The 25,254-nt window shown below is 70.0% G+C and carries 22 protein-coding genes and 1 tRNA gene; 11 read left to right on the plus strand and 12 right to left on the minus strand.

Going from position 1 to position 25,254, the window contains the following annotated elements; genetic code table 11:
* Nucleotides 1-53: 53 nt before the first annotated feature.
* On the minus strand, nucleotides 54-812 hold the full coding sequence (locus tag A4R44_RS09820) for an SDR family NAD(P)-dependent oxidoreductase (protein ID WP_067578479.1): 759 nt from the start codon (nucleotides 810-812) through the stop codon (nucleotides 54-56).
* Between the two features lie 173 nt (nucleotides 813-985).
* Between A4R44_RS09820 and A4R44_RS09825 the strand changes: the two genes are divergently transcribed.
* Both A4R44_RS09825 and A4R44_RS09830 read left to right on the plus strand, forming a co-directional pair.
* Nucleotides 986-2,293, plus strand: coding sequence for a UDP-glucose/GDP-mannose dehydrogenase family protein (locus A4R44_RS09825; RefSeq protein WP_095213260.1), 1,308 nt, complete (start codon nucleotides 986-988; stop codon nucleotides 2,291-2,293).
* 269 nt (nucleotides 2,294-2,562) lie between these two features.
* On the plus strand, nucleotides 2,563-2,811 hold the full coding sequence (locus tag A4R44_RS09830) for a VOC family protein (protein ID WP_232791555.1): 249 nt from the start codon (nucleotides 2,563-2,565) through the stop codon (nucleotides 2,809-2,811).
* 27 nt (nucleotides 2,812-2,838) lie between these two features.
* Here the strand turns inward: A4R44_RS09830 and A4R44_RS09835 are convergent, their stop codons facing one another.
* The 4 genes from A4R44_RS09835 to A4R44_RS09850 are packed head-to-tail and all read right to left on the minus strand — an operon-like array spanning nucleotide 2,839 to nucleotide 6,170.
* The gene (locus A4R44_RS09835) at nucleotides 2,839-3,222 is read right to left on the minus strand and encodes a hypothetical protein (protein ID WP_067578483.1); all 384 of its coding nucleotides are present in this window, start codon (nucleotides 3,220-3,222) and stop codon (nucleotides 2,839-2,841) included.
* A 52-nt stretch (nucleotides 3,223-3,274) separates the two neighbouring features.
* A complete protein-coding gene (locus A4R44_RS09840) occupies nucleotides 3,275-4,168 on the minus strand; it encodes a VOC family protein (RefSeq protein WP_067578485.1) in 894 nt (297 codons plus the stop codon).
* On the minus strand, nucleotides 4,161-4,682 hold the full coding sequence (locus tag A4R44_RS09845; protein WP_067578487.1) for an RNA polymerase sigma factor: 522 nt from the start codon (nucleotides 4,680-4,682) through the stop codon (nucleotides 4,161-4,163). The genes A4R44_RS09840 and A4R44_RS09845 overlap by 8 nt, the downstream gene beginning before the upstream one ends.
* 45 nt (nucleotides 4,683-4,727) lie before the next feature.
* Nucleotides 4,728-6,170, minus strand: a complete 1,443-nt coding sequence (locus tag A4R44_RS09850; RefSeq protein ID WP_067578489.1) for an MFS transporter — start codon at nucleotides 6,168-6,170, stop codon at nucleotides 4,728-4,730.
* 103 nt (nucleotides 6,171-6,273) lie between these two features.
* Between A4R44_RS09850 and A4R44_RS09855 the strand changes: the two genes are divergently transcribed.
* Nucleotides 6,274-7,119, plus strand: coding sequence for a helix-turn-helix transcriptional regulator (locus tag A4R44_RS09855; RefSeq protein ID WP_067578491.1), 846 nt, complete (start codon nucleotides 6,274-6,276; stop codon nucleotides 7,117-7,119).
* A 154-nt stretch (nucleotides 7,120-7,273) separates the two neighbouring features.
* Here A4R44_RS09855 and A4R44_RS09860 read toward each other — a convergent pair whose 3' ends face one another.
* Nucleotides 7,274-7,501 (minus strand): hypothetical protein, encoded by a 228-nt coding sequence (locus tag A4R44_RS09860; RefSeq protein ID WP_067578493.1) that lies wholly within the window; start codon nucleotides 7,499-7,501, stop codon nucleotides 7,274-7,276.
* Nucleotides 7,502-7,626: 125 nt separating this feature from the next.
* On the opposite strand from A4R44_RS09860, the gene A4R44_RS09865 reads away from it, so the two are divergent.
* Nucleotides 7,627-8,748, plus strand: a complete 1,122-nt coding sequence (locus A4R44_RS09865; protein ID WP_095213261.1) for a sensor histidine kinase — start codon at nucleotides 7,627-7,629, stop codon at nucleotides 8,746-8,748.
* Nucleotides 8,745-9,413, plus strand: a complete 669-nt coding sequence (locus A4R44_RS09870) for a response regulator transcription factor (RefSeq protein ID WP_067578495.1) — start codon at nucleotides 8,745-8,747, stop codon at nucleotides 9,411-9,413. Before A4R44_RS09865 ends, A4R44_RS09870 begins: the two co-directional genes overlap by 4 nt.
* Nucleotides 9,414-9,547: 134 nt before the next feature.
* On the opposite strand, the gene A4R44_RS09875 is transcribed toward A4R44_RS09870, so the two are convergent.
* Nucleotides 9,548-11,098, minus strand: a complete 1,551-nt coding sequence (locus A4R44_RS09875; RefSeq protein WP_067578497.1) for an acyltransferase — start codon at nucleotides 11,096-11,098, stop codon at nucleotides 9,548-9,550.
* 194 nt (nucleotides 11,099-11,292) lie between these two features.
* Between A4R44_RS09875 and A4R44_RS09880 the strand changes: the two genes are divergently transcribed.
* The gene (locus tag A4R44_RS09880; RefSeq protein ID WP_093572224.1) at nucleotides 11,293-12,435 is read left to right on the plus strand and encodes a hypothetical protein; all 1,143 of its coding nucleotides are present in this window, start codon (nucleotides 11,293-11,295) and stop codon (nucleotides 12,433-12,435) included.
* Between the two features lie 21 nt (nucleotides 12,436-12,456).
* Here the strand turns inward: A4R44_RS09880 and A4R44_RS09885 are convergent, their stop codons facing one another.
* The 3 genes from A4R44_RS09885 to A4R44_RS09895 form a co-directional block, all read right to left on the minus strand.
* On the minus strand, nucleotides 12,457-16,131 hold the full coding sequence (locus A4R44_RS09885) for an FkbM family methyltransferase (RefSeq protein ID WP_067578499.1): 3,675 nt from the start codon (nucleotides 16,129-16,131) through the stop codon (nucleotides 12,457-12,459).
* Nucleotides 16,124-17,302, minus strand: a complete 1,179-nt coding sequence (locus A4R44_RS09890; RefSeq protein ID WP_067578502.1) for a hypothetical protein — start codon at nucleotides 17,300-17,302, stop codon at nucleotides 16,124-16,126. The genes A4R44_RS09885 and A4R44_RS09890 overlap by 8 nt, the downstream gene beginning before the upstream one ends.
* Nucleotides 17,303-17,435: 133 nt before the next feature.
* The gene (locus A4R44_RS09895; protein WP_157904844.1) at nucleotides 17,436-18,911 is read right to left on the minus strand and encodes a hypothetical protein; all 1,476 of its coding nucleotides are present in this window, start codon (nucleotides 18,909-18,911) and stop codon (nucleotides 17,436-17,438) included.
* 153 nt (nucleotides 18,912-19,064) lie between these two features.
* Between A4R44_RS09895 and A4R44_RS09900 the strand changes: the two genes are divergently transcribed.
* The 4 genes from A4R44_RS09900 to A4R44_RS09915 all read left to right on the plus strand — a co-directional run bounded on the left by A4R44_RS09900 (nucleotide 19,065) and on the right by A4R44_RS09915 (nucleotide 21,414).
* Entirely contained in the window at nucleotides 19,065-19,556 is a 492-nt protein-coding gene (locus tag A4R44_RS09900; protein WP_067578506.1) for a hypothetical protein, read from the plus strand.
* Between the two features lie 76 nt (nucleotides 19,557-19,632).
* Nucleotides 19,633-20,253 (plus strand): hypothetical protein, encoded by a 621-nt coding sequence (locus A4R44_RS09905; RefSeq protein WP_067578508.1) that lies wholly within the window; start codon nucleotides 19,633-19,635, stop codon nucleotides 20,251-20,253.
* A gap of 223 nt (nucleotides 20,254-20,476) precedes the next feature.
* Nucleotides 20,477-20,986 (plus strand): DUF2716 domain-containing protein, encoded by a 510-nt coding sequence (locus A4R44_RS09910; RefSeq protein ID WP_093572219.1) that lies wholly within the window; start codon nucleotides 20,477-20,479, stop codon nucleotides 20,984-20,986.
* 26 nt (nucleotides 20,987-21,012) lie between these two features.
* The gene (locus tag A4R44_RS09915) at nucleotides 21,013-21,414 is read left to right on the plus strand and encodes an Imm7 family immunity protein (RefSeq protein ID WP_067578510.1); all 402 of its coding nucleotides are present in this window, start codon (nucleotides 21,013-21,015) and stop codon (nucleotides 21,412-21,414) included.
* Nucleotides 21,415-21,448: 34 nt separating this feature from the next.
* On the opposite strand, the gene A4R44_RS09920 is transcribed toward A4R44_RS09915, so the two are convergent.
* Nucleotides 21,449-22,912, minus strand: a complete 1,464-nt coding sequence (locus A4R44_RS09920) for an alkaline phosphatase family protein (protein WP_067578512.1) — start codon at nucleotides 22,910-22,912, stop codon at nucleotides 21,449-21,451.
* Nucleotides 22,913-23,314: 402 nt separating this feature from the next.
* Nucleotides 23,315-23,387: transfer RNA gene (locus A4R44_RS09925), tRNA-Gly, on the minus strand.
* A 211-nt stretch (nucleotides 23,388-23,598) separates the two neighbouring features.
* On the opposite strand from A4R44_RS09925, the gene A4R44_RS09930 reads away from it, so the two are divergent.
* Complete coding sequence (locus A4R44_RS09930) at nucleotides 23,599-25,227, plus strand: sigma-70 family RNA polymerase sigma factor (protein WP_067578514.1); 1,629 nt, start codon at nucleotides 23,599-23,601, stop codon at nucleotides 25,225-25,227.
* The last annotated feature ends 27 nt before the right edge of the window (nucleotides 25,228-25,254 follow it).

Genomic DNA, 25,254 nt, shown 5'->3' on the forward strand with positions numbered 1-25,254 from the left:
GGTGTCGTGAGGGGCAATCCCGGTTCTTGCCGGGATTGCCCCTCACGAGCAGGTCAGCGCGGGGCCATCCGCAGCGAGCCGTCCATGCGGACGACCTCGCCGTTGAGGTAGTCGTGGTCGATCAGTGACAGGGCGAGCTGCGCGTACTCGTCCGGCCGCGCCAGCCGCTTCGGGAACGGCACTCCGGCGGCGAGCCCGGCGCGGAATTCGTCGCTGACGGTGGCGAGCATCGGGGTGTCGACGATGCCGGGGGCGATCGTCAGCACGCGGATGCCGTGCGAGGCGAGGTCGCGCGCGGCGGGCAGGGTCATCCCGACCACGCCGCCCTTGGACGACGCGTACGCCACCTGTCCGATCTGGCCGTCGAACGCGGCGACGGACGCGGTGTTGATGATGACGCCGCGTGCGTCGTCGGCCAGCGGCTCGGTCTTCGCGATCGCTTCGGAAGCGACGGTGAGCACGTTGAAGGTGCCGATCAGGTTGATCTGGATGACCTTCGCGTACAGCCCGAGGTCGTGGCGGCCCTTCTTGGACAGAATGCGCGCGGACGGCCCGATGCCCGCGCAGTTGACCACCGTGCGCAGCGGCACGCCCGAGCCGGCCGCGGTGTCGACGGCGGCCTGCACCTGGTCCGGGTCGGTCACGTCGGCCTCGACGTAGGTGATTCCGTCGACCTGCTCGGCCTTCTCGATCGACGGCGCGAGGTCGAGGGCGAACACCCGCGCGCCTTTCGCGGCCAGCGCCTTGGCGGTCGCCCCGCCGAGCCCGGACGCGCCACCCGTGACGAGCGCTGCGGTGTCGGTGATCTGCATCTTCAGCCTTCCTCCTGCTCTCCGGTGCCGCGGTGCACCTCCGCGCCCAGGTTAACGCTCGTTCGCACGTGCGCCGGAGTGTGTCGCCTCACCCGCTTCTCGTCGCGAGGAGTATTCGGTCGCGACCGCTTCCGTTAGCACTGAGGTCAACTCCGGCTGTCACCTTCAGCGTCATGAGCTCAGCTCGGATCGTGGTGGTAGGGACGGGATACGTCGGATTGACCACGGGGGCTTGTCTCGCGAGCCTCGGGCACCGCGTCGCCTGTGTTGACGTGGACGTGGCGAAAGTGAACCGGCTGGCGGCCGGTCGCGTGGACATCCTCGAACCAGGACTGGCCGAACTGGTTTCCCGCGGACTGGCGAACGGACGGCTGTCGTTCGTCGTCGGCGCGCGGGAAGCCGTTCGCGGCGCGGAGGGCGTGTTCCTCTGCGTGCCGACGCCGATGGGCGCGGGCGGGTCCGCGGATTTGCGCGCGGTGGAATCAGTGACCGCCGAGATCGGCGACGTGTTGCCGGCCGGTTGCGCGCTGATCACGAAGTCGACGGTGCCGGTCGGCACCGCGAAACGGATCCAGGCGATGGTCGGCCGCGACGACGTGCCGGTGGTGTCCAACCCGGAGTTTCTGCGCGAAGGCACTGCGGTGCGAGACTTCCTGAACCCGGACCGGATCGTGGTCGGGTCGGATTCGCCCGCGGCCGCAGCGTGGGTCGGGCAGTTGTACGGCGACCTCGCGGCCCCGGTCGTGGTCGCCGACGCGGCGAGCGCGGAACTGGTCAAGTACGCGGCGAACTGCTTTCTCGCGCTCAAACTGTCCTATGTGAACTCAATCGCCGAACTGTGCGAACGGCTCGGCGCGGACATCGACCTGGTCACCGAAGGCATGGGCTACGACCGGCGGATCGGCCGCACCTTCCTCAAACCCGGCCCGGGCTGGGGCGGTTCGTGCCTGCCCAAGGACACCAGCGCGCTCGCCAAGGTCGCCGAATCGGTCGACTACGACTTCCGGATGCTGACCTCGGCGATCGACGAGAACATCGCCCAGCGCGACCGGATCGTGGCGAAGATCGCGGGCGCCTGCGGCGGAACGCTGGCCGGTGCGCGGATCGGCGTACTGGGCTTGGCGTTCAAAGCGGGCACGAACGATCTGCGGGATTCTCCCGCGCTGGCAGTGTCTTCGGTGCTGGGTGCGCTCGGCGCGGAGATCACCGCCTACGATCCGGCGGTGTCCGGCGGCATCGCCGGGATGACCGTCGTGGACGATCCGTATCAGGTTGCCAAGGACGCGGATGTCGTTGTGGTGCTTACCGAATGGGCCGAGTTCCGCACTCTCGACTGGGTGGCGGTCGCGGACGCGATGGAAGGCGACGACGTCGTCGACACCCGTAATCTGCTCGACCCGCGGATGATTCTCGACGCCGGATTGTCCTGGCAGGGCGTCGGCCGTCCGCGCGCGGCCCGGCGGCGAGTTCCGGTTTCCTGATTGGAGATTGGCCGCGGCTGGGGTATGTTCGACGGTGGCATCGCGTGTCGGTCACCGGCTGGGTGAGGCATGGAGGTGCGGGGATGCCTTGTGGAGGCATTGCTTCGTGTCTGGCTCTCTTGAATTGAATCACCTCATGGTCCCGTCCCGGGACAACCGGGAATCCGCCGAATTCTTCGCGCACCTGCTCGGTTTCGAGATCGGCGAGGAATGGGGCCCGGTTCCTCCCCGTCGAAACCAGCAACGGCGTACGGCTCGACTTCGCCACCGTGCCGGACGCCGATCGCAGGCTCCAGCACTACTGCTTCCTCATTCCGGAAGACGACTTCGCCGCGTTTTTCCTGCGCCTGAAGGAATCCGGGGTCGACTACCACGCCGGACCGGGCGGGCAGGGCCCCGGCGAGATCAACCACAACCACGGCGGCCGCGGCGTGTATTTCCTTGATCCGGGCGGCAACGGGATCGAGGTCATCACGCAGCCGTACGAGCCGGAGCGGAAACGCCCTGCCCACTGGTAAGTCCTTTGCAGACAGACGGCGGGCGGGTCACAGCGGAAGCGAGGCCCACCCGCCGCCCGCGGCCAGCAAGGTCCGGACGCTCTCCGCGTGGTCGAAGAACGCGGCGAGGTCGGCGTGCAACAGCGCGGCGCGCTCGGAATCGAGCGGGTCCGCGTCGTCACGCCAGAGTTCGAGCGTCCAGTTGGCGGCGAGGATCATCGAGCGCACCAGTCCGGCGACCGCGGAATCCGGCCGGTCGTACGCGGCGAGAATCTCGTCGCAGGTGGTGAAGCATCGTTCCAGACCGCGCACGGCTTCGGCGGGTGTGCCGTCCCAGCCTGGTCCCGGCCAGGCGCACGAGCCCAGCGCGAGCCACAGCTGCCAGCCGGCGGTCAGCTCGGCTTCGTCCCGGGGCGTCCAGTGCGCGGCCATCCCTTGAGTGTGCGCCCCGGCGGCCGGTTTGCCGCCGGGGTTTTGGCCGAGGTCACGTGCGTGGCTGTTCCCACAGCCAGAACTCGATCCCCTGGTCGTCAGCACAATCCGCCGTTCGGCCGTACGGCTGGTTCTCCACCTCGCCCGCCCGGCCGCCCTCCTCGCGCACCCGGCCGAGCGCGGCTTCGAGGTCGTCGACGGCGAACATCAGCTTCCAGCCGGTCTGCAGTTCCGACCCGCCCCACAGCCCGCCGGGCAGGCCGTCGCCTTCGATGCCCCACGCGGTTGGCAGGCTGCCCTGGCTGAACTGCCAGCCGAGCACCGCGCCGTAGAACGCCTTGGCCCGGCCGTCGTCGGGCACCTGGAAGGTGAAGTACCCGGCCTCGCCGTGCTGGTACGTGCGCTCCTCGGCCGCCTCCGCGCGCGGTGCGGCCTGTGCGACCAGCCAGCGCTGGCCGTATGGGTCCTTGATCGTGCCGTGCAGTCCGTAGCCGTGGTCCTCGACCGGACGCAGCTGGTCCGCGCCCAGCTCCACTGCCCGTCGCACTGAGCGCCGCGGATCGGGCACCTCGACGCGCACCATCGCGCCGCCCGCGGGGGCGACGACGTTGCCCATCTCCGGGAACTCCTCGGCCAGCATCAACACGCTGCCGCCGATGGCGAGTTCCGCGTGCCCGATCCGGCCGTCGTCCATCACGATCGGCTCGGACCGGCGACGCGCGCCGAAGACTTCGACATAGAAGTCGAGCGCGGCCCGGGCATCGGTTACGACCAGGTACGGCGTCAGCGCACCCAGTTCGGCCTGCTGGGGCGTGGTCTCGGAAGTGGTCATCTCCGCTCCGTTCAGGATCAGGCGGCGAAGGTCGTCCCGCAGCTGCTCGGCGAAGGCCGGATCGGGCTCGGCCGGAGTCGAGGGCAGTGCGAGCGCGTCGAACGGTTCAGGCATCGCGTCCCTCCTCCTGGTAGCTGCGGCGGAACGCGGTTTTGGCCCGCGTCAGCAACGCCTCCGTCGCGTGGATGGTCCGGCCGAGATACGCGGCGACGTCGCGCACCGGAAGACCGTCGACATACCGCAAGGTGAGCACCGCCCGATGCGAGACCGACAGCGTTTCGAGCACCTGCCGCGCGCGCAGGGCGTCGAGCTGCTCGTCCCAGGGATCCTCGACGTCGCATTCGGCTTCGTGCACGAGCCGCAGCCCGCGCTGTTCCCGTTCGGCGCGCCGCCAGTGATCGGCCAGCTTGTGCCGGGCCACCCCGATCAACCAGGGCGTGCTCACCGGCGGCACGTGCTCCTTGCGGCAAGCGGCGACCGCGCCGAGGAACGTCTCCGACGTCAGTTCCTCCGCCAGCACGCGGTCGCCGCACCTCGCGAGCAGGTAGCCATAGACCTCCGGCAGGGCCTTCTCGTAGAGGCCGAGCAGCGCGAAGGCCGGGTCTGGCTGCACCCGAGGTTCCGTCACATCTCCATCGTCGTCCGGGAGCGGAGTTTTCCGTCGGTCTCATTCTCAGCGCGGATCGGGAAGTGCGCGAGCCAGCCCGCTCACCAGCAGCGCCAGCGCCGCCAGAATCCCGATGACCAGCACGAACGCACCCTGGTAGCCCATCGCGCCCGGCACGCTCAGGCTGGCGAACAGGCTGCCCAGCACCGCGACGCCCAGCGCCAGCGACGTCTGCTGGGTCGTGGTCAGCACGCCGCCGCCGACGCCGGCCAGGTCGGCGGGTACCCGGGACAGCACGACGCGGAACAGGGTGCTCATCGCGAGCCCGTTGCCGACGCCGATCAGCACCATCGCCGGGGCCAGCTGCCAGATCGACAGGCCGGGCCAGTCCAGCAGCGCGGTTCCGGCGAGCACGAGCAGCCCGACGGTGAGGATCAGCCCGCCGATCGGCACGATCTTGCGGCCGAACCGGGCGACGAGGCGGCTGCTGACCAGCGAGGTCGTGAAGTACGCGACGGCCATCGGGGTCAACGCCAGCCCGGCGCCGAGCGGGCCGAGGTGCAGGCCGTTCTGCAGGGTCACCGCGTAGACGAACATGAACGAGCCGAAGGCGCAGAAGAACGGCACCGCGACGGTCAGGCCGTGCCGCACGCTCGCGGTGCGCAGCAGGGCAGGCGGCAGCAGCGGGGTGCCGCCCGCGGCTTCGAGCTTCCGCTCGGTGCGGGCGAAGCCGTACGCCGCGAACGGGAAGACCACCAGCAGCGCGATGCTCCACCACGGCCAGCCGAGCGCGCGGCCCTCCATGATCGGGAGCAGCAGCGACAGCAGCGAGACGGCCAGCAGCACGGTGCCCCAGCGGTCGACGCCGAGCGGGTTGCTCGCCCGGCTGTCTGGCACTGTCCGTCGCGCGAGCAGCAGGCCGACGATCCCGATCGGCACGTTGACCAGGAAGATCGGCCGCCAGCTCAGGTCCCACACATTGGCGGCGACCAGCGCGCCGCCGAGCAGCTGCCCGATCACGGTGGCGATTCCGCCGGTCGCGCCGAACATGCCGATCGCACGCGAGCGCCGTTCGCCGGACGTGCCGGCCTGGATGATCGACAGCACCTGCGGCAGCAGCAGCGCCGAAGCCGCGCCCTGTGCGATGCGGGCGATGACCAGCGTGGCGGCGTCCGGGGCGACGCCGCAGGCCAGCGAGGTGAGCGTGAACAGCGTGAGGCCGAGCAGGAAGAGCCTGCGGCGGCCGAAAGTGTCGCCGAGCCGTCCGCCGAGCACCAGCAGCACCGCGTACGCGATGCCGTAGCCCGCGACGACGAGTTCGAGCGTCGCGGTGGACGCGTGCAGGTCGGCATCGATCGTGGGCAGGGCGACGTTGACGATGAAGAAGTCGATGATCGGCAGTGCCGCCCCCAGCAGCACGGTGATCAAGCCGGCGGACGAGAGGCCCGTCCTCTCCGGCGTCCCGACGGCGGCGATGGCCGATGCCGGGGCGGTGGTGGTAGTCGTCATGAGTACCACGTTCCGCTGCGGCAAACCCTGGTACCAGGTGTGCTTTTATCCTGGTACTGGGACTACCTGGTAACAGGGTCGACGCTGTGCTTACCTGGTATTCGTGACCACTGGCATCGAAGACCGCCTGCGCCGGACCGAGCTGGGAGAGTTCCTCCGCAACCGGCGCGGCCGGATCACGCCCGAGCAGGTCGGCCTGCCGCTCGGCGGCCGCAGGCGCACGCCGGGGCTGCGCCGCGAGGAGGTCGCGCAGCTCGCCGGGGTGGGGGTCACCTGGTACACGTGGCTCGAACAGGGCCGCGACATCAACGCGTCCGAGCAGGTGCTCAGCGCGATCTCCCGCACGCTCCGGCTCGACCCGCACGAGCACGTGCACCTGTTCACGCTCGCCGGTGCGCCGGAGCCGGTGACGGGGAAGAAGAACTGCTCCGCGATCACCACGTCGATGTACGACATGATGGTCCAGCTGGAGCCGTTCCCGGTCGCGGTCCGCAACGCGCGCTTCGACGTGCTCGGCCACAACGCCGGCTACGACTGGCTGATGGGCGGCGTCGACGCGATCCCGTACGAGGAACGCAACACGCTCGTCCAGTGCCTGCTCAATCCGCGGTGGAAAGAGCGGATGGTCGACTGGGAGCAGAACGTGCCGCGGATGGTCTCGTCCTTCCGCGCCGCGATGGCCGAGCACATGGCCGAACCCGGCTGGAAGTCGCTGGTCAAACGGCTCAAAGCGGAATCGCCGTGCTTCGCGGAGCTGTGGGAGCGCCACGACGTAAACACCGAGCAGGCCAAGAGCAAGCGTTACCTGCATCCGGAAGCGGGCCTGCTCACCTTCGACTTCACCTACCTCTACGCGGGCCGTCGCTCGGAGATCCGGATGTCGGTCTACACCCCGGCGAACACCGAGACGCTGGAGAAACTGCGGAAGTTCGTGCCCAAGACGCTGTAGCCCAGGTGGGTCACGCTCCCGCCAGGGGTGATTTCGGGGCGGGCCGATCCGCACCGGGTCGAGCAGCACGGCGAGTCCTCCCATCCCGCAGCCGGCTCGTGCGGCACCACGACCACCGGACCGCCGAACGGATGCGTCGCGCCTCAGCCCGAGGTCAGGTCGAACAGCCGCCGTCCGACCGAGCAGCGCCCCGGTCGACTCCAGTTGCGCGCGCGACCTTCGCGCTGGCCCGCGACATGCGCAGCGCGCGTCCCAGCTGCGCGGCCGGCACCTCCTCGGTACCGCTGCCCAGCCAGCCGAAGAGCAGATCGAACCCCGATTCGCCCGGTCTCGCCACGAACCAGTCCAACGGCATGCTCGTCCCGGCCACTACTTCGCCCATCACCGTCTCCGTTTGCCTGGTGGCCGGAGCTGGGTGAGAGTTCTCGGCATACCGCGCCGCGCGTAGTCCGATCCCGCGCTTCACGACCGACGCGCCCGCCCGCCTTCCCCGGTAGCTTTCGCACCATGCACTACTGGTGGCGCGCGCGGAACCCGTGGTTCGGGCGGGTGTTCCGGACCTTCGTGGTGCTCGCCTTCGTGCTCGGCGGCTCCAGCGCGTCCGGCCGCTGGCAGCACGCCCCGCATCCGCTGAGTTCGCTCGGTGCCGCCTGGCTGGCCGCGACCGTGCTCACCTTGCTGCTCGTCCACCGGTACCCACTGCCGCTCTTCGTGCTCGCCGCGGCCTCGGCCTACGCGTACTACCTGTCGCCGGAGCCCGGCGGGCCGGTGATCATCGTCCCCACGATCGCGCTGTTCGTCCTTACCCGGCGGAAGGGCCCGGTGGTTGCCGGAAGCACCGGCGCGGCGGTGCTTGTGGGGGCGTATGTGGTCCACATCATCCTCGCGCAAACGTTTGCGGTCAGTGCCTGGGCATTGTTCGCCGTGGTCTGGATGGCCGCGGTGATCGGCATCGCGACAGCAGTCCGGTTCCAGTTCGCCGCCGTTGCCGCCCGGCGCGAGCAGGCCGATGAGCATCGGCACCGGATGGCCGAGCAGGAACGGCTCCGGATCGCCCGCGAGGTGCACGACGTCGTCGCACACAGCCTCGCGATGATCAACGTCCAAGCGGGCGTCGCGGCGCATGTCGCGGACCGGCGGCCGGAGCAGGCGAAAGAGGCGCTGCTCAACATCAAGGCAGCCAGCGCGTCCGCGCTCAACGACCTCCGCGCGACGCTCGCCGTGCTCCGTTCCGGCGAGAACCGCGCGCCCGCGCCGAGCCTCGCGCAGGTCGACGAGCTGCTCGACCACGCGCGCGCCGCTGGGCTGGCAGTCGAACTGCACGGCGACGCCGGTGACCTGCCCGCTCCGGTGGGCGGCGCGGCGTATCGGATCCTTCAGGAGTCCCTCACCAACGTCGTCCGGCATGCCGACGGCGCACAGCGCGTCGAGGTCCGCTTCGAGCGGAAGCCGGGCACGCTGGTCCTGATCGTGCGCGACGACGGCCGCGGCACCGTCCAGCCGACGCCAGGGCATGGTCTGCGCGGCATGCGGGAACGCGCGACCGCGCTTGGCGGCAGCGTCGAGGCGAGTGTCGCCGGGCAGGGTTTCCAGGTGCGGGCGGAACTGCCCGTGGAGGGGGAGAAATGACCATCCGCGTCGTACTGGCCGACGACCAGGCCCTGGTCCGCGCCGGATTCCGGCTGCTGCTGGATACCGAGGACGGCTTCGAGGTGGCGGGCGAGGCGAGCGACGGCGAGCAGGCCGTCGCACAGGCGGTCGAGCATCGGCCCGACATCGTGGTGATGGACATCCGGATGCCCGGCACCGACGGTCTTGAGGCGACCCGCCAGATCACCTCGCACCCCGACCTCTCCGGGGTGAAAGTGCTGGTCCTGACCACTTTCGATGTCGACGAATACGTCTACGAGGCACTCCGCGCCGGGGCCAGCGGTTTCCTGCTGAAGGACACCGAACCGGTCGAATTGCTGCACGCGCTGCGCGTCGTCGCGGCGGGGGAGGCGCTGCTCGCGCCGACCGTCACGCGCCGGTTGATCGCCGAGATCGTCGGACGGCCGGAGCACCGGCGGATCGACACCTCGGCCGTGCGGGAGGTGACCGAACGCGAACGCGAGGTGCTGGCGCTGGTCGCGGGCGGATTGTCGAACGACGAAATCGCCGCCCACCTGGTGATCTCCACGGCGACCGCGCGAACGCACGTCAGCCGCGTGATGACCAAGATCGGCGCTCGCGACCGGGCGCAGCTGGTGGTGCTCGCGTACGAATCCGGCCTGGTCACCCCGCGCCGCTCGTGAGTGGCAATCCCGGTTCTGACCGCGATTGCCACTCGCGAGGTCTCGCACGGATGAGCTAAGCCGAGAGTGTGAGTTACGCCGTGTCGGTGAACGTCGTCCCACCCTCGCACGCCTTACCGGCAGAGCATCACTCCTCAGCGAGGGGTGTGGCGGAAGGAGTTCCGGTGGCGTGGGAGATCGTCCTGGTCGCCGCGCTGGGCCTGGTTTTCCTGGTCCGGCTGGTAGCGCAGCTCCGGCGGAGCTGACGGACGCCGGCGCGGCGGCATCGCGCGGCGCACCGGCGGTTCGGCGGTGCGGTCGACGGCAGATTCGACGGGACGCGCCCGGTGCGCGCCCCCGTTCGCGCGAGGCGGCATCGCGCGCGGAGTGTCAGTCGGCGGCGGAGCGCCATCCCTCGGCAGCCGCCCGTTCTGCACCGGACGCGGCCGGGGTGCCGGACGCCGCGGCGGCAGTGGTTCGGCGGGAATCCTCGGGATCTCGGCGGTCACTTCGGCGTCGTTGACGAGCTGAGTGGTTTCCCCCGGCGTTTCGACCGGCGGTTCGGGCGTTTCCGGCGCGGGCGAAGGCGGCTTCGGCCGGTGCGACAACCGCCGGGCCAGCGAGTGGCTCGGCCGTTCCACGAACCGGTAGCTCAACTCGACCACCCCGAACACAGCCGGGATCACGACCAGCAGTGCGATCGGCAGCGGCACCGCCGGGCGAAGCAACTGCAGCAGCACGAACGTGACCAGCATGTGCAGCAGGTAGATCGAATAGCTGCGCTCGGACAGCATGGTCCAGATCTTGCGCTGCTTCAGCCGGTCCTCGGCGAACATACCCATCAGGAAGCAGGCGACGGCGAACGCCAGCGCGAGGTTGTACGAGCTGTCCACGCGGCCGACGTCGATCACGTCCGCCAGCACGTACAGCGACCACGCGCAGCCGCCGTACAGCGCGCCGGTCCACAGCGGGATCTGCTTCTTGGTCGTCGCCCAGATGACCTGGCCGATCAGCATTGCGGGCAGGTACGAGACGTTCACCGCGAACAGAGACCACGACGGTCCGAACTGCGACCGGCTCATCATCACCACGAAGACGAACGTCAGCTCGACCGCGATCCCGAGCCACACCCACCGGCGCAACAGCGGCAGCACCGCCATCAGCAGCAGGTAGAAGATGACCTCGACGATCATCGTCCAGGCCACCGGCACCAGCACGACCTGCGGGAAGATCAGGTAGTTGACCAGCGTGGTGTTGGTGAAGACGGTGAGCGGGTTCAGCGTCTGCGCCTGCCCGGTCGAGGGCGGGTGCAGGTTCACCAGCAGCAGGAACGCGGTCAGCGCCACCACGAACAGCATCGGCGCGTACACCCGGATGAACCGGTTGAGCGCGAACCGGCAGGTACCCTGGCGCAGCGCGATCGGCGTCACCACGAAACCGCTGACCAGGAAGAAGAACGGCACCGCGATCTGCCCGATGCCCTGCTTCGACATGTGCATCGGACCGCTCGTGAGCGCCTCGATGAAGTCGACGTACGGGGCTTTGTCGTTCTTCGCGATAACCCATGGATGGGCGATGTGGCTGTAGAAGACCAGCAGCGCGCCGAGGCCGCGGCCGATGTCGATGAAGACGATCCGGGTCTTCTTCGCAGGCGCGGACGACGGCTCGGCCAAGGCAGCGGAATTCGGCTCGGCCAGCGTGCTCACCCCCGTCTTCCGCTACCGACAACCTCGTGCAGGCTACCGCTTCCCGCACCCGGCCCGGACGTACTCCCCGCAATTGGCGGTAAGCAGGGGATTAGTCACAAAACCCGTTCTGGCCTCGGATTATGCGGTCGCCAGGTACGATCAGGCAGGAATTCGTCCGGTTTCACGCTAGGTAGTTCAGGAGTTCGGGGAGCGTGCAGCAGTCCAGTCTCGACGGTGCCGTCGAGCGTTCGCCGACCGCTTTCCGTCAAGCCGCTCCGGCGATCAGCCTTTACCTGCTGTTCCAGATCGTCGCCTTCGGCGTGCTGTGGATGATGAGCTGGAAGGCCGACGTGTCGCCGGGCCGGTTCATCGACAACTTCGACGCCAACTGGTTCCTCTCGGTCGCGCAGCACGGCTACGACCAGCCGATCACGCTCGGCACCGACGGGCTGCCGGTCGAGAACAGCCTGGTGTTCTTCCCGCTGTACCCGGCGACGGTGGCGTTGCTGACCCTGGTCGGGATTCCGCCGTTGGCGGCCGGGATGACGATCTCGCTGCTGGCCGGATGCGCGGCGGCGTGGGGCCTGTTCGTGCTGGGCCGCGACCTGGCCGGACCGCGCGTGGGCCTGCTGGTCGCCGTGCTGTGGTCGATCGGGCCGGGTTCGACGGCACTGCATCTGGTGTATTCGGAATCGCTGCTGATGGCGCTCGTGGCCTGGACGTTCGTGCTGCTCGCGCGCCGAGAATGGCTGGTCGCGGGCGGGTTCGCGGTGCTGGCCGGGCTGACCAGGGCGAGTTCCGGTGCGTTGGTCGCCGCGGTCGCCCTCGCCGCGCTGATCGCGGTTTTCCAGCGGCGCGACGGCTGGCGGCCGTGGATCGGCGGACTGCTCGCGCCGCTCGGCCTGCTGGGCTATCTCGGCTATGTCTGGATCCAGACCGGTCGCCCGGACGGCTGGTTCTGGCTGCAGAACGCCTGGCAGATGCACTTCGATTTCGGCGTCTTCACCTGGACCCAGGTCCGCGAAGGCCTCACCTCGGACGACGCCAGCTGGATCACCGTGACCGCGCTCGTCGTGCTCGCCGCGGTGGTACTGCAGTTCTGGACCTGGGCGACGAAGCTGCCGTTGCCGTGGCAGATCTACGGCACGCTCACCGTCGTGATCGCGCTGTGCTCGTCGAACTTCTTCCAGTCCCGCGCGCGTTTCCTGCTGCCGGCGTTCGTGCTGACCGTGCCGGTCGCGCTCATGCTGGCGAAGCTGCCGAACCGGGTGCTGGCGGTGCTGCTGCCGGTGCTCACTGTCGGAAGTGCCTGGTATGGCGCGTTCCTGCTGACCATCGCGCACGTGGCACCCTGAGACACCACGCGCGCGATCAGGTCAGGGCGCCAGCCACAGCGTGACGAATTCCTTCTCGTCCGCCTTCGCCGCGGCGATGATCGCCGAATCTTCGAGCCCCTGGTCGGACGGACCGTCGTCGGTGACCACCTTCGGCGTGTAGCCGAGCGAGCGGTACCCGGCGAGCACGGCGGCCGGGTCGTCGCCCAGCTCCGTGATGGCGCCTGGGTCGAACTCGCACACCACGTGCGGCCGGTCGCGGCGCAGCACCTCGGCCAGTCCCGCCAGCGCTCGGTGGTCGCGGCCCTGCAAATCGACTTTCACCAGGCTGATCCGCTGCTCGGTCACCTCGGGCACGGAGTCCAGCCGGACCGCGGGGACCTCGACGCCGGAACCGTCCATGGTGACGCGGTTGTCGCCGCTGTTGCCCGGGGTCGCCTGCGCGAGATGCACGGTGCCCGGCTCGTCCCACGCGGCCGACTCGACCACGGTGACCAGCTCGCCCGCCGCGGCGGGCAGGTTGGCCTCGACGTTGCGGCGCAGGTACGCGGCATTGACCGGGTCGGCCTCCACCGCGATCACCCTGGTCACTTCCGGCGTGGCCCGAAGCAGCCGCAGCGTGTGGTAGCCGACGTGCGCGCCGATGTCGAGGAACGCGCCGTCCGCCAGCGACGCCATCAGCTCGGCTTCGCTGTCCTCCCAGGACCGGTGGAACAGGATCCACGGCAGCATGACCTCGTCGACCGGCATCAGCAGTGCGCCGACGTCGCACTGGACGACGTCCGCCCCGCGCGGCACCGGAGCGTGCCGGAGCCGCGCCGCGTCCCGCATCGCGCTGACGTCGAGGGTCACCCGCTGGATGGCCTTCTCGTCGGCGTCGAGCCGTTCGTCGCGGCGCGCGAACATCTTGTGCACGGTTCCCGCGGCAGCTTCCACCTCCGCGCCGACACCGTCGTAGCCCTCGGCCAGCTTCGCCACGTCCGCTTCGAGATTGCGCAGCGCCAGGTCCGTCTCCGGAGCCTGCCGGCGCAACTCGTTGACCGTGCCGCGCAACGCTTCGAGCCGTTCGCCGAGGGCGCGCGTGGACAGCGCGGCCCGGCGCGATTCGTCGATGTTGCGTTCCAGGCCCTCGATCCGGTCCAGCAACCGCCGGTTGCTGTCCTCGGTGGCGGCGAGCAGCGCGCCCATCACGTTGCGCTGGTGCACGTCGTAGTGGTCGATCGCGCGCAGCACGGCCTTGCGCAGGGCGGGCGCGAGCGGCAGCCGCGACGGCGTGTCCGCTTCCGGCCGCCAGCGCAATGCCTCGGTGGCCTGCTGCAGCGGGCTCAGCGGGTGCTCCGGGGGCGGTGTCGCGACGCGCTGCCGCTCCTGCCATGTCGCGTGCGCCTGCTCCAGTTCGCGCCGCATCCACTCGGCCGCGGCGGTCATCGACCGCTCGCGCAGGATGACCTCCCGCGCACGCTTGCCACGGGCCGTCGCCTCGGCCGGCTCGTCGGCGATCTGCACCATCGCGGCCGCGGCGGCGTCCAGATCGGGCTCCGCCCAGACCGCGTCCGCGTGGTACGGGTAGTTGCCGTCGCCGACCGGCACCAGCCGGTACGGAATCGGCCAGCCGGTGGACGCGTCGAGGAATTCGGTGGTGCTGGAGTAATCCGTCGAGACCACCGGCATCGCCCGGGCCATCGCCTCGGCGACAGTGAGCCCGAAGCCCTCGCTGCGGTGCAGCGAAACGTAAGCGGTGCTGGTCTCGTACAGCTCGTGCAGCTCGGCGACGCTGAGGTAGCGCTCGATCAGTTCGATCCGGTCGTCGCCGCGGACCACCGCGCGCAGCCGTTCGGCGGCCTGCGGGTGCAGCTTCGAGTTGATCGCCTTGACGGTGAGCCGGACGTCCTCGCGGCCCGGGAACGCCCGCTGGAACGCGACGACAGCGCCCCAAGGGTTTTTGCGCTCCGCGACGCTGTTGAAGTCGAACGCGAACAGGAACCGAACCGGCTCGCCGTTGTCCCGCGCGGGCGGAGACGGCTCGCCCGGATCGCGCACCGGCACCGGGATCGTTTTGACCGGGATCGGCGAATGCTCGGCGAACGCGCGGCGGCAGAAGTCGCTGACCGTCCAGACCTCGTCGAGCATCCCGAACGCTTCGTGCTGCCACTGCGGGAAGTCTTCGAGTTCCCACGCCCACAGCCCGATCCGATAGCGGCCCGCGCCTACCTCGGGGTGGTTGGTCAGGATCGTGCGCGTCTGGTCCGCGTTCACCGCGAACACGCTGACCGGGAACCGCGGGTCGCCGACCGTCGCCGGCCGCTCGATGCCGGTGCGGTTCGAGACCGCCTTCTCCTCCAGCACCGTGGCCACCGGCACGCCGCCGGTCTCGATCGCTTCGAGCACGATCCGGCCCATCTCGCCGAGCCCCAGCTCAGCGGTCAGATAGCCGAGCAGGTTCACGCCGAACTCGTCGTGCGGGGCACGGGTGGCGACCGGATCGGAGGGCAGCGCCCACTCCGGCAGCCCCGCCTCGGAGACGCCGGACCCGGCGCACCAGTGCCGGAAACTGTCTGCGTCGTCGCCGTAGGGATGCGGGAACGCCATCTGCAGGTCGATCCGCGACGCCCAGATCGCGTGCGTCAGCCGGTTCAGCCCGGCCGCGGCCTGGCCCTGGTCCTCCGGGGTGGCGAGCCATTCGCGCAGCGCGAGCCCGCCGTCCTCGGCGTAGGCGTGCGGCGGCGCGGGTTTCTTCTTGCGCTCGGACTTGATCCAGCCCTCGCGGAAAACGCGCCGCGCGAGCTTCGGCACCGGCGTGCCGTCCTGGAAGTCCTTGAAGCCGTACGGAATCGAGTCGAGCGACTCGGCGTACCCCGCTTCGCGCAGCTTCGTGCCGTACGAATCGCAGATGGCGCGAAGGTCGTCGTTGTGCGACAGCAGCACGCGCGGCTTGCGCGCGCAGTGGAAGCTGAGCAGCCACGGCTTCTCCGGCCGATACCCGCTGAAGTGGAAGAACCGCAGCTTCGCACCGCCCGCGGTCAGCGCGCCGTCCTTGTCGCGGCCGATCGGCCGCTCGTGGAGGTTCCAGTACGCGACGTCGAACCCGGGATCGGTGACCACGTGGTGCCGGAACAGCGACGGCACCTGGTCGACCCAGCGCTGGTCGGTGAACAGCTGCTGCTCGGGCGCGACGATCGCGTCGTGGCGCAGCCTGCCCGCCCAGAAGTCGAGGAACGGCCCGGCACCGCGGCCGACGCCGATGAAGCCGAGGTTGAACATGCCGGTGCCCATGATCACCGCGTCGTCCGGCTCCATGCCGTCCTGCGGCAACGGGGTCAGAAAGTGCGGCGCGAGCACGATGTCGTGCTCGCGGGCCAGCTCGGCGACCTCGGGGATCGGCGCGAACAGCTCGATGTCCGGGTCGAGGTAGATCGCGGCCTCGGACTCTTTCAGCAGCTCGCGCAGCAGGTACGGCTTGACCGACGTGGCGAGTTCGGTGACCGAGTACGCGGTCGCCATCCGCAGGTAGTCGTCCTCGTCGATGCCGAACGCGGCCGGGCCGACGACGGTGAGTCCGTCGCCGGCCCGGTCCGACTGATCGCGCGGGGCGTCGATGACCGCGATGACGAAGCGGCCGCCCGGATGGTGCTCCAGGTAGGAGCGGGCCAGCACGCGCGCGGCCGGCACATAGTTGCGGGCGACGATCGTGCAGGCGGTGGTCCCGGGCTCAGGCATCGGCGGTCAGCACCGTGAGCTGCTGGTTCAGCGCGGTGGTGAAGTCGGTGGCCGTCTGTGCCTTGCCGGACACCTCGACGCGGACGACCACGTTCCCGTGCGCGTAGTGCCCGCGCGACTGGGCCGACTGGCCTTCCTTCGCGTCGATCGAGGTCGCGTACACGCCGTTCGGGGCGGTGGTGTCGCGCTTGGCCCCGTTCGTGGTCTGGACCTCCATCAGCTTCTCGGCCGCGGTCTTCGCCGCGGTCGGGCTGCTGGCCTGGGCGAGGAAGAGCGTGATCAGGTTGCCGTCTTCGAGGTGGTACACGACGAACTTGACCTTGGACGCGCCCGCCGCCTGGTAGGCGCTCAGTTCCTGCGGGTTGAGGTACTTCAGGGTGTCGACCTGCGAGAACGACGTGATGTCGTCGTGCGTCTCGGCCTTGCCCGGCATGGTCGCGACGCCGAGCGGGTCCGGCGGCTTCGGCGCCGACGACGGACCTGGCTGGTGCTGGGCACTGGTCTGCTCGGTGCCGCCGCCTCCGCTGTCGCGGCCCCACAGCCAGTACGCGCCGAACGCGATGCCGGCCAGCACGATGACGGCGCCGACGATCGCGCCGATCTTCTTGCCGTTGCCCTTCTTCGGCTTGTCGCTGAAGTACTCCGGACCCTGGCGGACCCATTCGGAATCGCCCCCGGACGGGCCGAGCGGCGGAAGATCGCCGCCGCCCCACGGCGGGGTCTGGTCGCTCTCGGCCGCGTTCCACGGCTGCTGCTGCGGGAAGCCCCCGGGCGGCGAGGCCGTGCCCTGCGGGAAACCGCCGGGCGGGGAGTAGTGCGCCTGCGGCTGGTGCTGCTGCGGCTGCACGACCTGGGTGCGCTCGGGACCGGCGTCCGCGGGCGGCTGCTGGGTCTGCCACGACTGCACGACCTGGGTGCGCTCGGCACCGCCGTCCGCGGGCGGCTGCTGCGGGGCCTGCGGCTGCTGCTGGGGGACGCCGCCGGGCGGGCTGACCGGGGCGATCACCTGGGTCGAGTCCGCGCTCTGGCTCTGCGGCGGCGGGGCGGGCTGGTCCTGCTGGCCGACAGCCGAGGACAGCACCTGATCACGCCGGATGCGATAGTCGTCCGCGGAGAGTCGCCCTGACGCGAGCTCCTCGTCCAGCCGGCGCAGCTCCTCCTGCCAGGACACCAGGGCCCCCCTTATCTGTCGGCATGGCGACGGTCAATGCGTCGTCGCTACCCGATTGTGTGTGACGACGTGGACATTGTGCACGGGTGCGACCCCGCGTGACCTGGCGGGTCGCCTTGGGCGCCGGGTGCGTTCAGCCGGCGGGCAGCGCGGCCGCGACCTTCGCGCGGATCTCTTCCATCCGCGACCGCAGCGCCGCCGGATCCTGGCCGACCGGGCCCGACACGCCGATGCCGACCGACACGCCGCCGGAGGTGTACCAGAAGGCCATGACGCGTCCGGCCGGGCTGCTCCCGGTGTAGAGCAGGTCGGTGGCCGCCGGGCCGAGCGGGCTGCTGTCGAACCCGCCGGTGACGAGGTTCTGCCGCAGTCCCTGGACGAGCTGACCGGCCTGCGCCTTGGACGGCACCGGAACGGCGATGAGCGTCGTGCCGCCGTCGGTGCCGGCGTAGGCGTGGTAGACGAGCTGGTCCGCGCCCGCCGCGCGCATGAGGTTCGCGTCGGCGTCGGAGACGGCCTTGGCCTGGACCGCCTTGTCCAGCGCCATGGTCGAGTTCTCCGGGTTCGGCGTGCCCGCCAATGTGGGCAGCTTGTCCTCGAGCGAGGCCGGCTGGGTGTTCGGCGCGGACGAGGCGGCCGGCGGCGGGGTGGCGGTGTCGTTCGGGTCGTTCCTGTTGCCGAGGAACCAGATGCCGCCGACGACCAGCGCCAGCACCACGAGCACAGCCAGCGAGAGGAACAGCCAGGTCGGCTTCCCTCGGCGAGGTTTGACGTCGTCCTCCCAGAGCCGGCGCGGCTCCGGCTGGCTGCCGTTCGCCGGGATCGCGCCGAAGACCGCGGTGGGCCGGTCGTCGGCGGGGCTCGGCGCGGTGGTCTGCCGGTCGGTGGAGAACGGGGTGCCCGGGGTGTGCGGGAAGGCGGGCTGGGGCTTTTCCGCCGACGGGACCGCGGCCCCGGAGTTCAGGAACGATTCGACCGCGGGCGGTTCCGGCGCGGGCATCGCCGGGTTGGTGCTGGCCCATCCGACGACCGGCTGGCTCGGCTGTTGCTGCTGGCTCGGTTGCTGCTGCGGGCCAGGGGTGTGCCACTGCACGGGAGCGACGCCCGGCCAGGTTCCCGGCTGCGCGGGCATCTGCGGTTGCGGCGGGGGCGGGGGCGCCTGGCTTGCCGGAGCGGGCGGCGGCGTTGCCGGGGTCTGCGGCGGCGAGAAGAAGGGTGCGGCCGGGTTGGCAGCGGGCTGCTCCGGTGCCACGGTGCCTCCGGGCGGGGTGGTGTCCAGCCGGAGCGTGGTCGTCGGGTCCTGCTCCGCCATGGTCGCCACGACCTGCGTAGTGCTCGCGCTGCTGTCGGCGGAGGCGCTCGGCTCCGCTGCTGGCTGGCTGTCCGATTCGGCAGGCGGTTCAGTCGCCTGGGCGGCCGGTGTGCTCCAGGTGGGTGACTCGCTGGCCGAAGGTGCGTCCTGCCGCAACGGCGACGCCACTGGCGAAGCCGCCCCGCCGCCCGACGCCTCGGCGAGCAGTTCGTCGCGCTGGCGGCGGTGTTCGGCGTGGCCGAGGCGGCCGGCGGCCAACTCCGCGTCCAAGCGCCGGAGCTCTTCCTGCCAGCTCATCACGCAACCCCCTGTCACCGGTTCGGGCGACAGTGTTCCACGCGCCCCGGCTCCGTGGGGCTCAGGTGCACAAGATCAGCCCAGATCTGCCCAGATCAGGCACCCGCTTCGCGCGTCCGCCGGGAAAACGCGACGTCTCCTACGATCGAGAGCATGTCCTCCGCGCGCGGTGCGCTCGCCGCCCTTGCCGTGGATCGGCTCGCCGGTCTCGACATCACCGCTGCCGAACTCGTCGAGGCCGGGGCGCGGGCCGTCGGCGCGGGTCTCGACGCGCCCTCCCTTCCCGGACTGGCCGCTCTCGACCACCGGAACCACCAGGCGGTTTCCGACGCGTTCTCGCACGTGGTCGAGGAGCTGGGCATCGAACTGCCGGCCGACGCCACCGCGGCCCAATGGCAGCTGCTCGGCGACCATCTCGGCGAAATGGTGCGCGGCGACGTCCGGCTCACCGAGGCCGCGAAGAGCGTCAAAGCCCTCGACGGACGGCTCGGCCACCCGGCCGCGCTCGCCGAGCTGCGCCAGTGGCTGGCGATGCTCGCGACCTGGATTCCGACCGACGTCACGCCGGTCAGCTACTGCGAGCAACAGGTTCTGCAGCAGGCGCGCGCGGTACTGGCGGGTCCGTGGCCGCCGGTCACCCGTTAAGCGGCAAAAACTGTCGTACATATGTTCTAAAATTGGTCGTGTACTGGGGAAACCATCCACCGGAAGGCGGCCGCCCATGACCAATTCTCAGTCGGCATACGTCACGCTGCCCACGTTCGTCGGGTACAGCGCCAGCAAGGGCCCGTCGCGCTCCTCGTTCGTCCGCAGGCAGCGCCGGTTGTACGAGGACCCGGCCCGGGCGGCGTTCAACTACTACCGGCGCGCGGCGAACGCGGTCCGGGCGGGCCGGGCGGCGCGGCAGGACGAGGTGGCCATGCGCGCGCTGGTCAACAACGCCGACGAGCGCACGCGTCCGCATTACGCCGCCATCGCCGAGGGCTGGCTGCGCTACCTCGGCAGGCGCGATCCGAAGCTGATCGAGGTCGGGCGGGCGAGGTTCGCGCTCGGCGAGCTGGAGATCGGCGTCAGCCCGCAGCTGGGGCTGCGGAAGTCGAACGGCCGCCGGTTCGCCACCTGGCTGTACTTCAAGGAGGAGCCGCTCACCCGGGATGCCGCGCAGCTCGCGTTGTGGCTGCTCACCGAGGGCATGCCGGATCTGCTTCCGGGCGGGGAGGCGCTGGTCGTGGACGTGCGCCGGGCGAAGGAGTTCACCTTGTCGGCGCGCGACCGGGAGCGGCTGCGGCCGTGGGCGTTCAGCGAGGCGTCGGCGTTCGTCACGCTGTGGCGCGCCGCATAACTGCTCCGTGCATGACTGGCGGGGGTCTCGGGTAAGGAACCTGCGGACCGGGCGCTGTTTTCCCGGTCCGCGGGCCACCCGGTCGAGTGACAGCTTGGCGCTCGGCTCCGGTGGACTGGACAATCCCGGCCCCGGACACGAAGCTTTCGGCAGTTTCGAGCCCGGTCGATGACTTCGAGGTCGACAAGTGAACGCTGCTGCAGCCTGGGAGCCGCTCTCGCGAGTGGCCGACGAACCCGCTTGGTATTGGGTGCACGACAAGCTCAGGTTCTGGCCGAGCACCTTCGCGCACGATTGGCCCGGCTTCCATGAGCCGCGTCCCTCGGCTGCCTGGGATCTGTCCACCGGCGAGTACGACCGCGCCTCGGCGGAGTTCCGCCTCGGCCCGTACGCGGTGGAAGAGCACGACGTGGCCCGCGCAGTGCTGGCCGCCCTCCAAGAGACGACCGCCGAAGACGACTGGCTGTGGGTCCTGCACTGGCAGCACCAGTCGTTCAAGTTCTGGCCGCATCGCATGCGGCAAAACGCGCCGTGGCCGGTCTCAGTCTTCCCGCGCGGCGACTACCACCTGTTCCTCGCCGCGGACTTCAGCTACGGCACGCTCGGCCACCCGTGGGAACGCACTCTGTGCGTCTTCGGCGAAAACTTGCTCCCCGCAGTCGAAAAGCACGCCGACGGCATTCTCACGACCAAGCTCCGCCGAGACGGCCAGCCCTCTGCGCTGACCCGCTGAACACGGCCGCTGCTACCGTCTCGCACGTGTTCGAATACCACGGCTGGGTGACCATCGCCGCCACCGCGACCGGCGACGACGACGCAGCTCTGCTGGAGCGCCTGGTCGAGCGCGTCGGCCGGTCGCTGCGCGACGTGGGCATGCTGGACCTGGTCGATCTGCGCTGGAGCGCCGGGCTGCCGATGCTCCATCTGGGTGGTCTGGACAAGCACGGCGGCGCGATCGGACCGCAGTTGCTGGAAACGTTCGCGCGGGTCGGCGAACTGGCCCCCGGTTCCTATGGGCTGCTGCACGTCTGGGACGACCAGGACGCCGAGCACGACAACGATTTCCGCGTGTACCGGATGGCGCGCGGCCAGGTGAGCGACCATAGCGATCCGCATCTTTCCCCGGTCGCGCCGACGGTACTGGACGGCTACGAGCTGTGAGCCCCTGCCCGTGGACACGGGCTCACTCGGCAGGTCAGTGCGGCGGGGTCTGCGGGCGGTGCCCGCGCTCCTGACGCGGCGGTTTCTGGTCGGTGCCGGGGAATTTCGGAGCGGGCAGGTGCGCGGCCTCGTAACGGGAGAGCGTCAGCGGCCCGGAGGTGTCGGGCAGGGTCGGCGGTTTCGCCCTGTGGTCGCGGAACCGGAACGCTGAGGTCAGGTCGCCGAAGGTGGCGCGCCGCCAGCCGGAGATGTTGGGCTCGGCCACACCGGTGACTTTTTCCAGGAACCGCAGGGTCGAGGTGTGGTCGAAGGGCTCGGTCGCGACCCATCCGCCCGCGGTCCACGGCGAAACGATGACGCAGGGCACCCGGTAGCCGGCTCCGACGGACAGGCCGTTGCCTTTGGTGCCGCCGGGCGAGGTTTTGGTGACGAACTCGTGCGGGGTGCCGGGGTTCGGCGTGGGCGGGATGACGTGGTCGAAGAGCCCGTCGTTCTCGTCGTAGTTGAGGATGAACGCGGTTTTGGCCCAGACGTCGGGGTTGGCGGCGATCGCGTCGATCTTGGACGCGACGAACGCGGCGCCCTCGGCGGGGGTGTAGTCGGGGTGCTCGGACGCGGTCGAGGTGCAGATGATCCACGAGACGGTGGGCAGTTTGTCGTTGCGCGCGTCGTACTCGAACTGGCCTTCGGCTCCGTGGGTGGTGCCGTTGAGCACGAGCGGGGAGTCGGCGGCCGCGTTTTTGAAGTTCGCGAAGTTTTCGAGCATGTTGCAGCCGTAGGTGTCGTTCTGCTCGTACACCTTCCAGCTCACCCCCGCCGCCTGGAGCCGCTCGGCGTAGGTCGTCCAGGTGTAGCCGCCCGCCGGGGCTTTGTTGTCGAGGATGGGCCCGCCGTGTTCCCCGTCGGGGTCGATGGTGCCGGTCATCCACATCATCCGGTTGGGCCAGGTGGGTCCGAGCACTGAGCAGTGGTAGGCGTCGCAGATCGTGAACGCCTCCGCCAGCGCGAACTGAAACGGCAGGTCAGCCCGGGTGTGGTAGCCCATCACGTAGGGCCCGTTCTTACCGTCCGCCTTGCGGTGCGCGGGCAGCCAGTTGTCCATTTTGCCGCCGTTGAGGGCGTCGTGCTGGACCTGCCAGGCGTGCGAGGTGGACGGGATCTTCTGTGCGTTGGTCGCATGGGTGTCCAGATGGAACGGCAAGGCGTACCCGGCCGGATTCTGCGGGTCGGGCTGATAGAACACCGACCGTCCATTGGGCAACCGAGCCGCCCCGGGGTCCGCGAATCCCCGGACCCCGGACAACGTCCCGAAGTAGTGGTCGAACGACCGGTTCTCCTGCATCAGCAACACCACGTGCTCGACGTCTGCCAGCGACCCCCGCCCCGGCACCCCCCGAGCCAACGCCTCCCGCACACTGCCCGGCAACAACGAAGCCGAAGCCGCGGCGGCCCCAGCCCCGGCAACCCCAAGAACCCGCCGACGAGTCAACTCAGTCATGCGGCCACGTTCCCCCGCCACCCGCGCGTCAAGAACCAACCGAACCGGAACAACTCATGAACGAGTCCAGCAAGTCAGACACACCCCGTCAAAGCCCCCCTCCGGGCGCCTCTCCCGCTCCGCCCCCACGTCTTCTCCGCTTGCTCCGCGCGCCACGAAGCCCTCCACGCCCTCTCCGCGCGCTACGAAGCCCTCCACCTTCTCCGCAAGCTACGAAGCCCCCCTCCGGGCGCCTCTCCCGCTCCGCCCCCACGCCCTCTCCGCTTGCTCCGCGCGCTACGAAGCCTCCACCCACCCAACCGCCACCGATGGCACCGCGGGGGTCCGGGGGCTCGGCCCCCGGGGCAACACAACGAAGGCCCTGTATCCACGCTTTCCGTGGATACAGGGCCTTCGGGACTGAGCGGATGACGGGATTCGAACCCGCGACCCTCACCTTGGCAAGGTGATGCGCTACCAGCTGCGCTACATCCGCGTTAACCGCTTGGTGCTCGGTGTTGTGGACACTCTATACCGTCGGCCCGGTGACACTTTTGGGGGCCCCGTTAATTGGCGTGGACCTGCTGAGATGTGGTGCTTGCGCGTCACGTCGAGCGCACAAGGGGTGACGACGGGCGCTCTGCTCCGTATGGTGTCCCCCATCGACTTCAGTGGTGAGTCCTTCGGGGGAGGAGGTGCCTTGCCGGATGACCGAGCTGGGCACGGCGCCGCCACCAGCGGCCTCGGAATCCGACGAGCAGGCACTTTTGAAGCGGCTGCGCGATGGCGAGGATGCCGCGTTCGGGGAGTTGTTCGAGCTGCATGCCGCGGCCGTGCGCAGATTGGCGCAGAGCCTCGCGTCGGATCGCTCCGAAGCTGAAGACATCACCGCGGAGACCTTCTTCCGCGTGCTGCAGGCGTTGCGCCGCGGTGCGGGTCCGCGGGATTACGTGCGGGCTTATTTGCTGACGGTCGCGCGCCGGGTGTCGTGGGAGTGGCACGGGGCGCGGCGCGATGTCCCGGTGACTGACGACGAGCTGACGTTCCGCGCGGGAGCCGGGGTGGACACGCCTGCCCGGACGGCCGAGCACACGTTGATCACGACGGCGTTCACGAGTTTGCCGGAGCGGTGGCGGACGGTTCTGTGGCAGACCGAGGTCGAGGGCGAGCAGCCGGCGATGGTGGCTCCGCATTTCGGGTTGTCGGCGAATGCGACGGCGGCGTTGGCGCGGCGGGCGCGGCAGGGGTTGCGGGCGGCGTATCTGCAGGCGCATTTGTCGGTGAACCGGGGTCCGGAGACGTGCCGCGCGGTGGTGGAGAAGCTCGGCGGGTTCACCGCGGGCAGTGTCACGGGCGCTGAGGCGGAGCGGATCAAGGCGCATTTGCTGGGATGTCCGCCGTGCCGGGCGACGCAGGACGAGCTGCGGGATGTGTGTTCGTCGTTGCGGGCGCATGCCGGGGTGCTGGTGCTCGCGGTTCCGGCGCTGGCCGGGGCCGGGAAGGTCGCCGGTGCGGTCGCGACGGTGAAGAGCGTGGTGTTCGGCTCGAAGGTGAAGGTCGGGCTGGCGCTTGCGTCGACCGCGGCGGCGGGCGCGGTGAGCTTGACCGCTGGTCCGCTGGTGTTCGGGTCGCATCCGGTGCAGAACGTCGGGTTGGGCGGTGGTGCGCCGGAGCTGGCGTTGCAGCCGCCGGAGCAACCTCCGCCGCCGGCGCAGCAGGGTCCGCGGGTCATCTCCGGGAAGCTGTACGGCAGCGCGCGGCCCGCGCATGCGGCGGTCCGGCCGGGCGCCTCGCAGCATTTGGGGGTGGCCGAGGTGCCGCATTTGCCGCCGGTGCGTCAGGCGGCGTCCGGGGAGCAGTCGTCGTCGACGTCGGACTCGGCTGGTTCGACGCCGCGGGATGATCTTCCTGGCCAGGACGGCGACCATTCGGAGTCGCCGATGACGAGCCGGTCGTCCAGCACCGAGTCGCGGTCGGATCTGGATACGTCCACGAACTCGTCGAGCCCGAGCGTGCTGAGCACGACGGCGGACGACCCCACTCCGTCGTATGTTCCGCCGCCCTCGTCGTATGTGCCTTCGCCGGATTCGTACGTGCCGCCGTCGGTCACGACCGCTCCGCGGTCTTCCAGCTCGGCTGAGTCGTCCGGCTGCCCGAAGTCCGCCAAGTCTTCCAAGCCCGTTGAGCCGGCCAAGTCGTCGAGGTCCGCCGAGCCCGCGACATCGGCCAGAACGGACTCCACGTCCGGGAACGATGTCACCGGTTCGGCCGATTCCTCAACGGACGCAAGCTCTCGAACAGCCAAAACCCGGCAAACCGCCAGTAACTCTCAGTGAGCACCTCGCGCTCGACGGCACGGTCAC

The sequence above is a fragment of the Amycolatopsis sp. M39 genome, from assembly GCF_001651785.1.
GTDB classification, from domain to species: Bacteria; Actinomycetota; Actinomycetes; order Mycobacteriales; family Pseudonocardiaceae; genus Amycolatopsis; species Amycolatopsis rubida.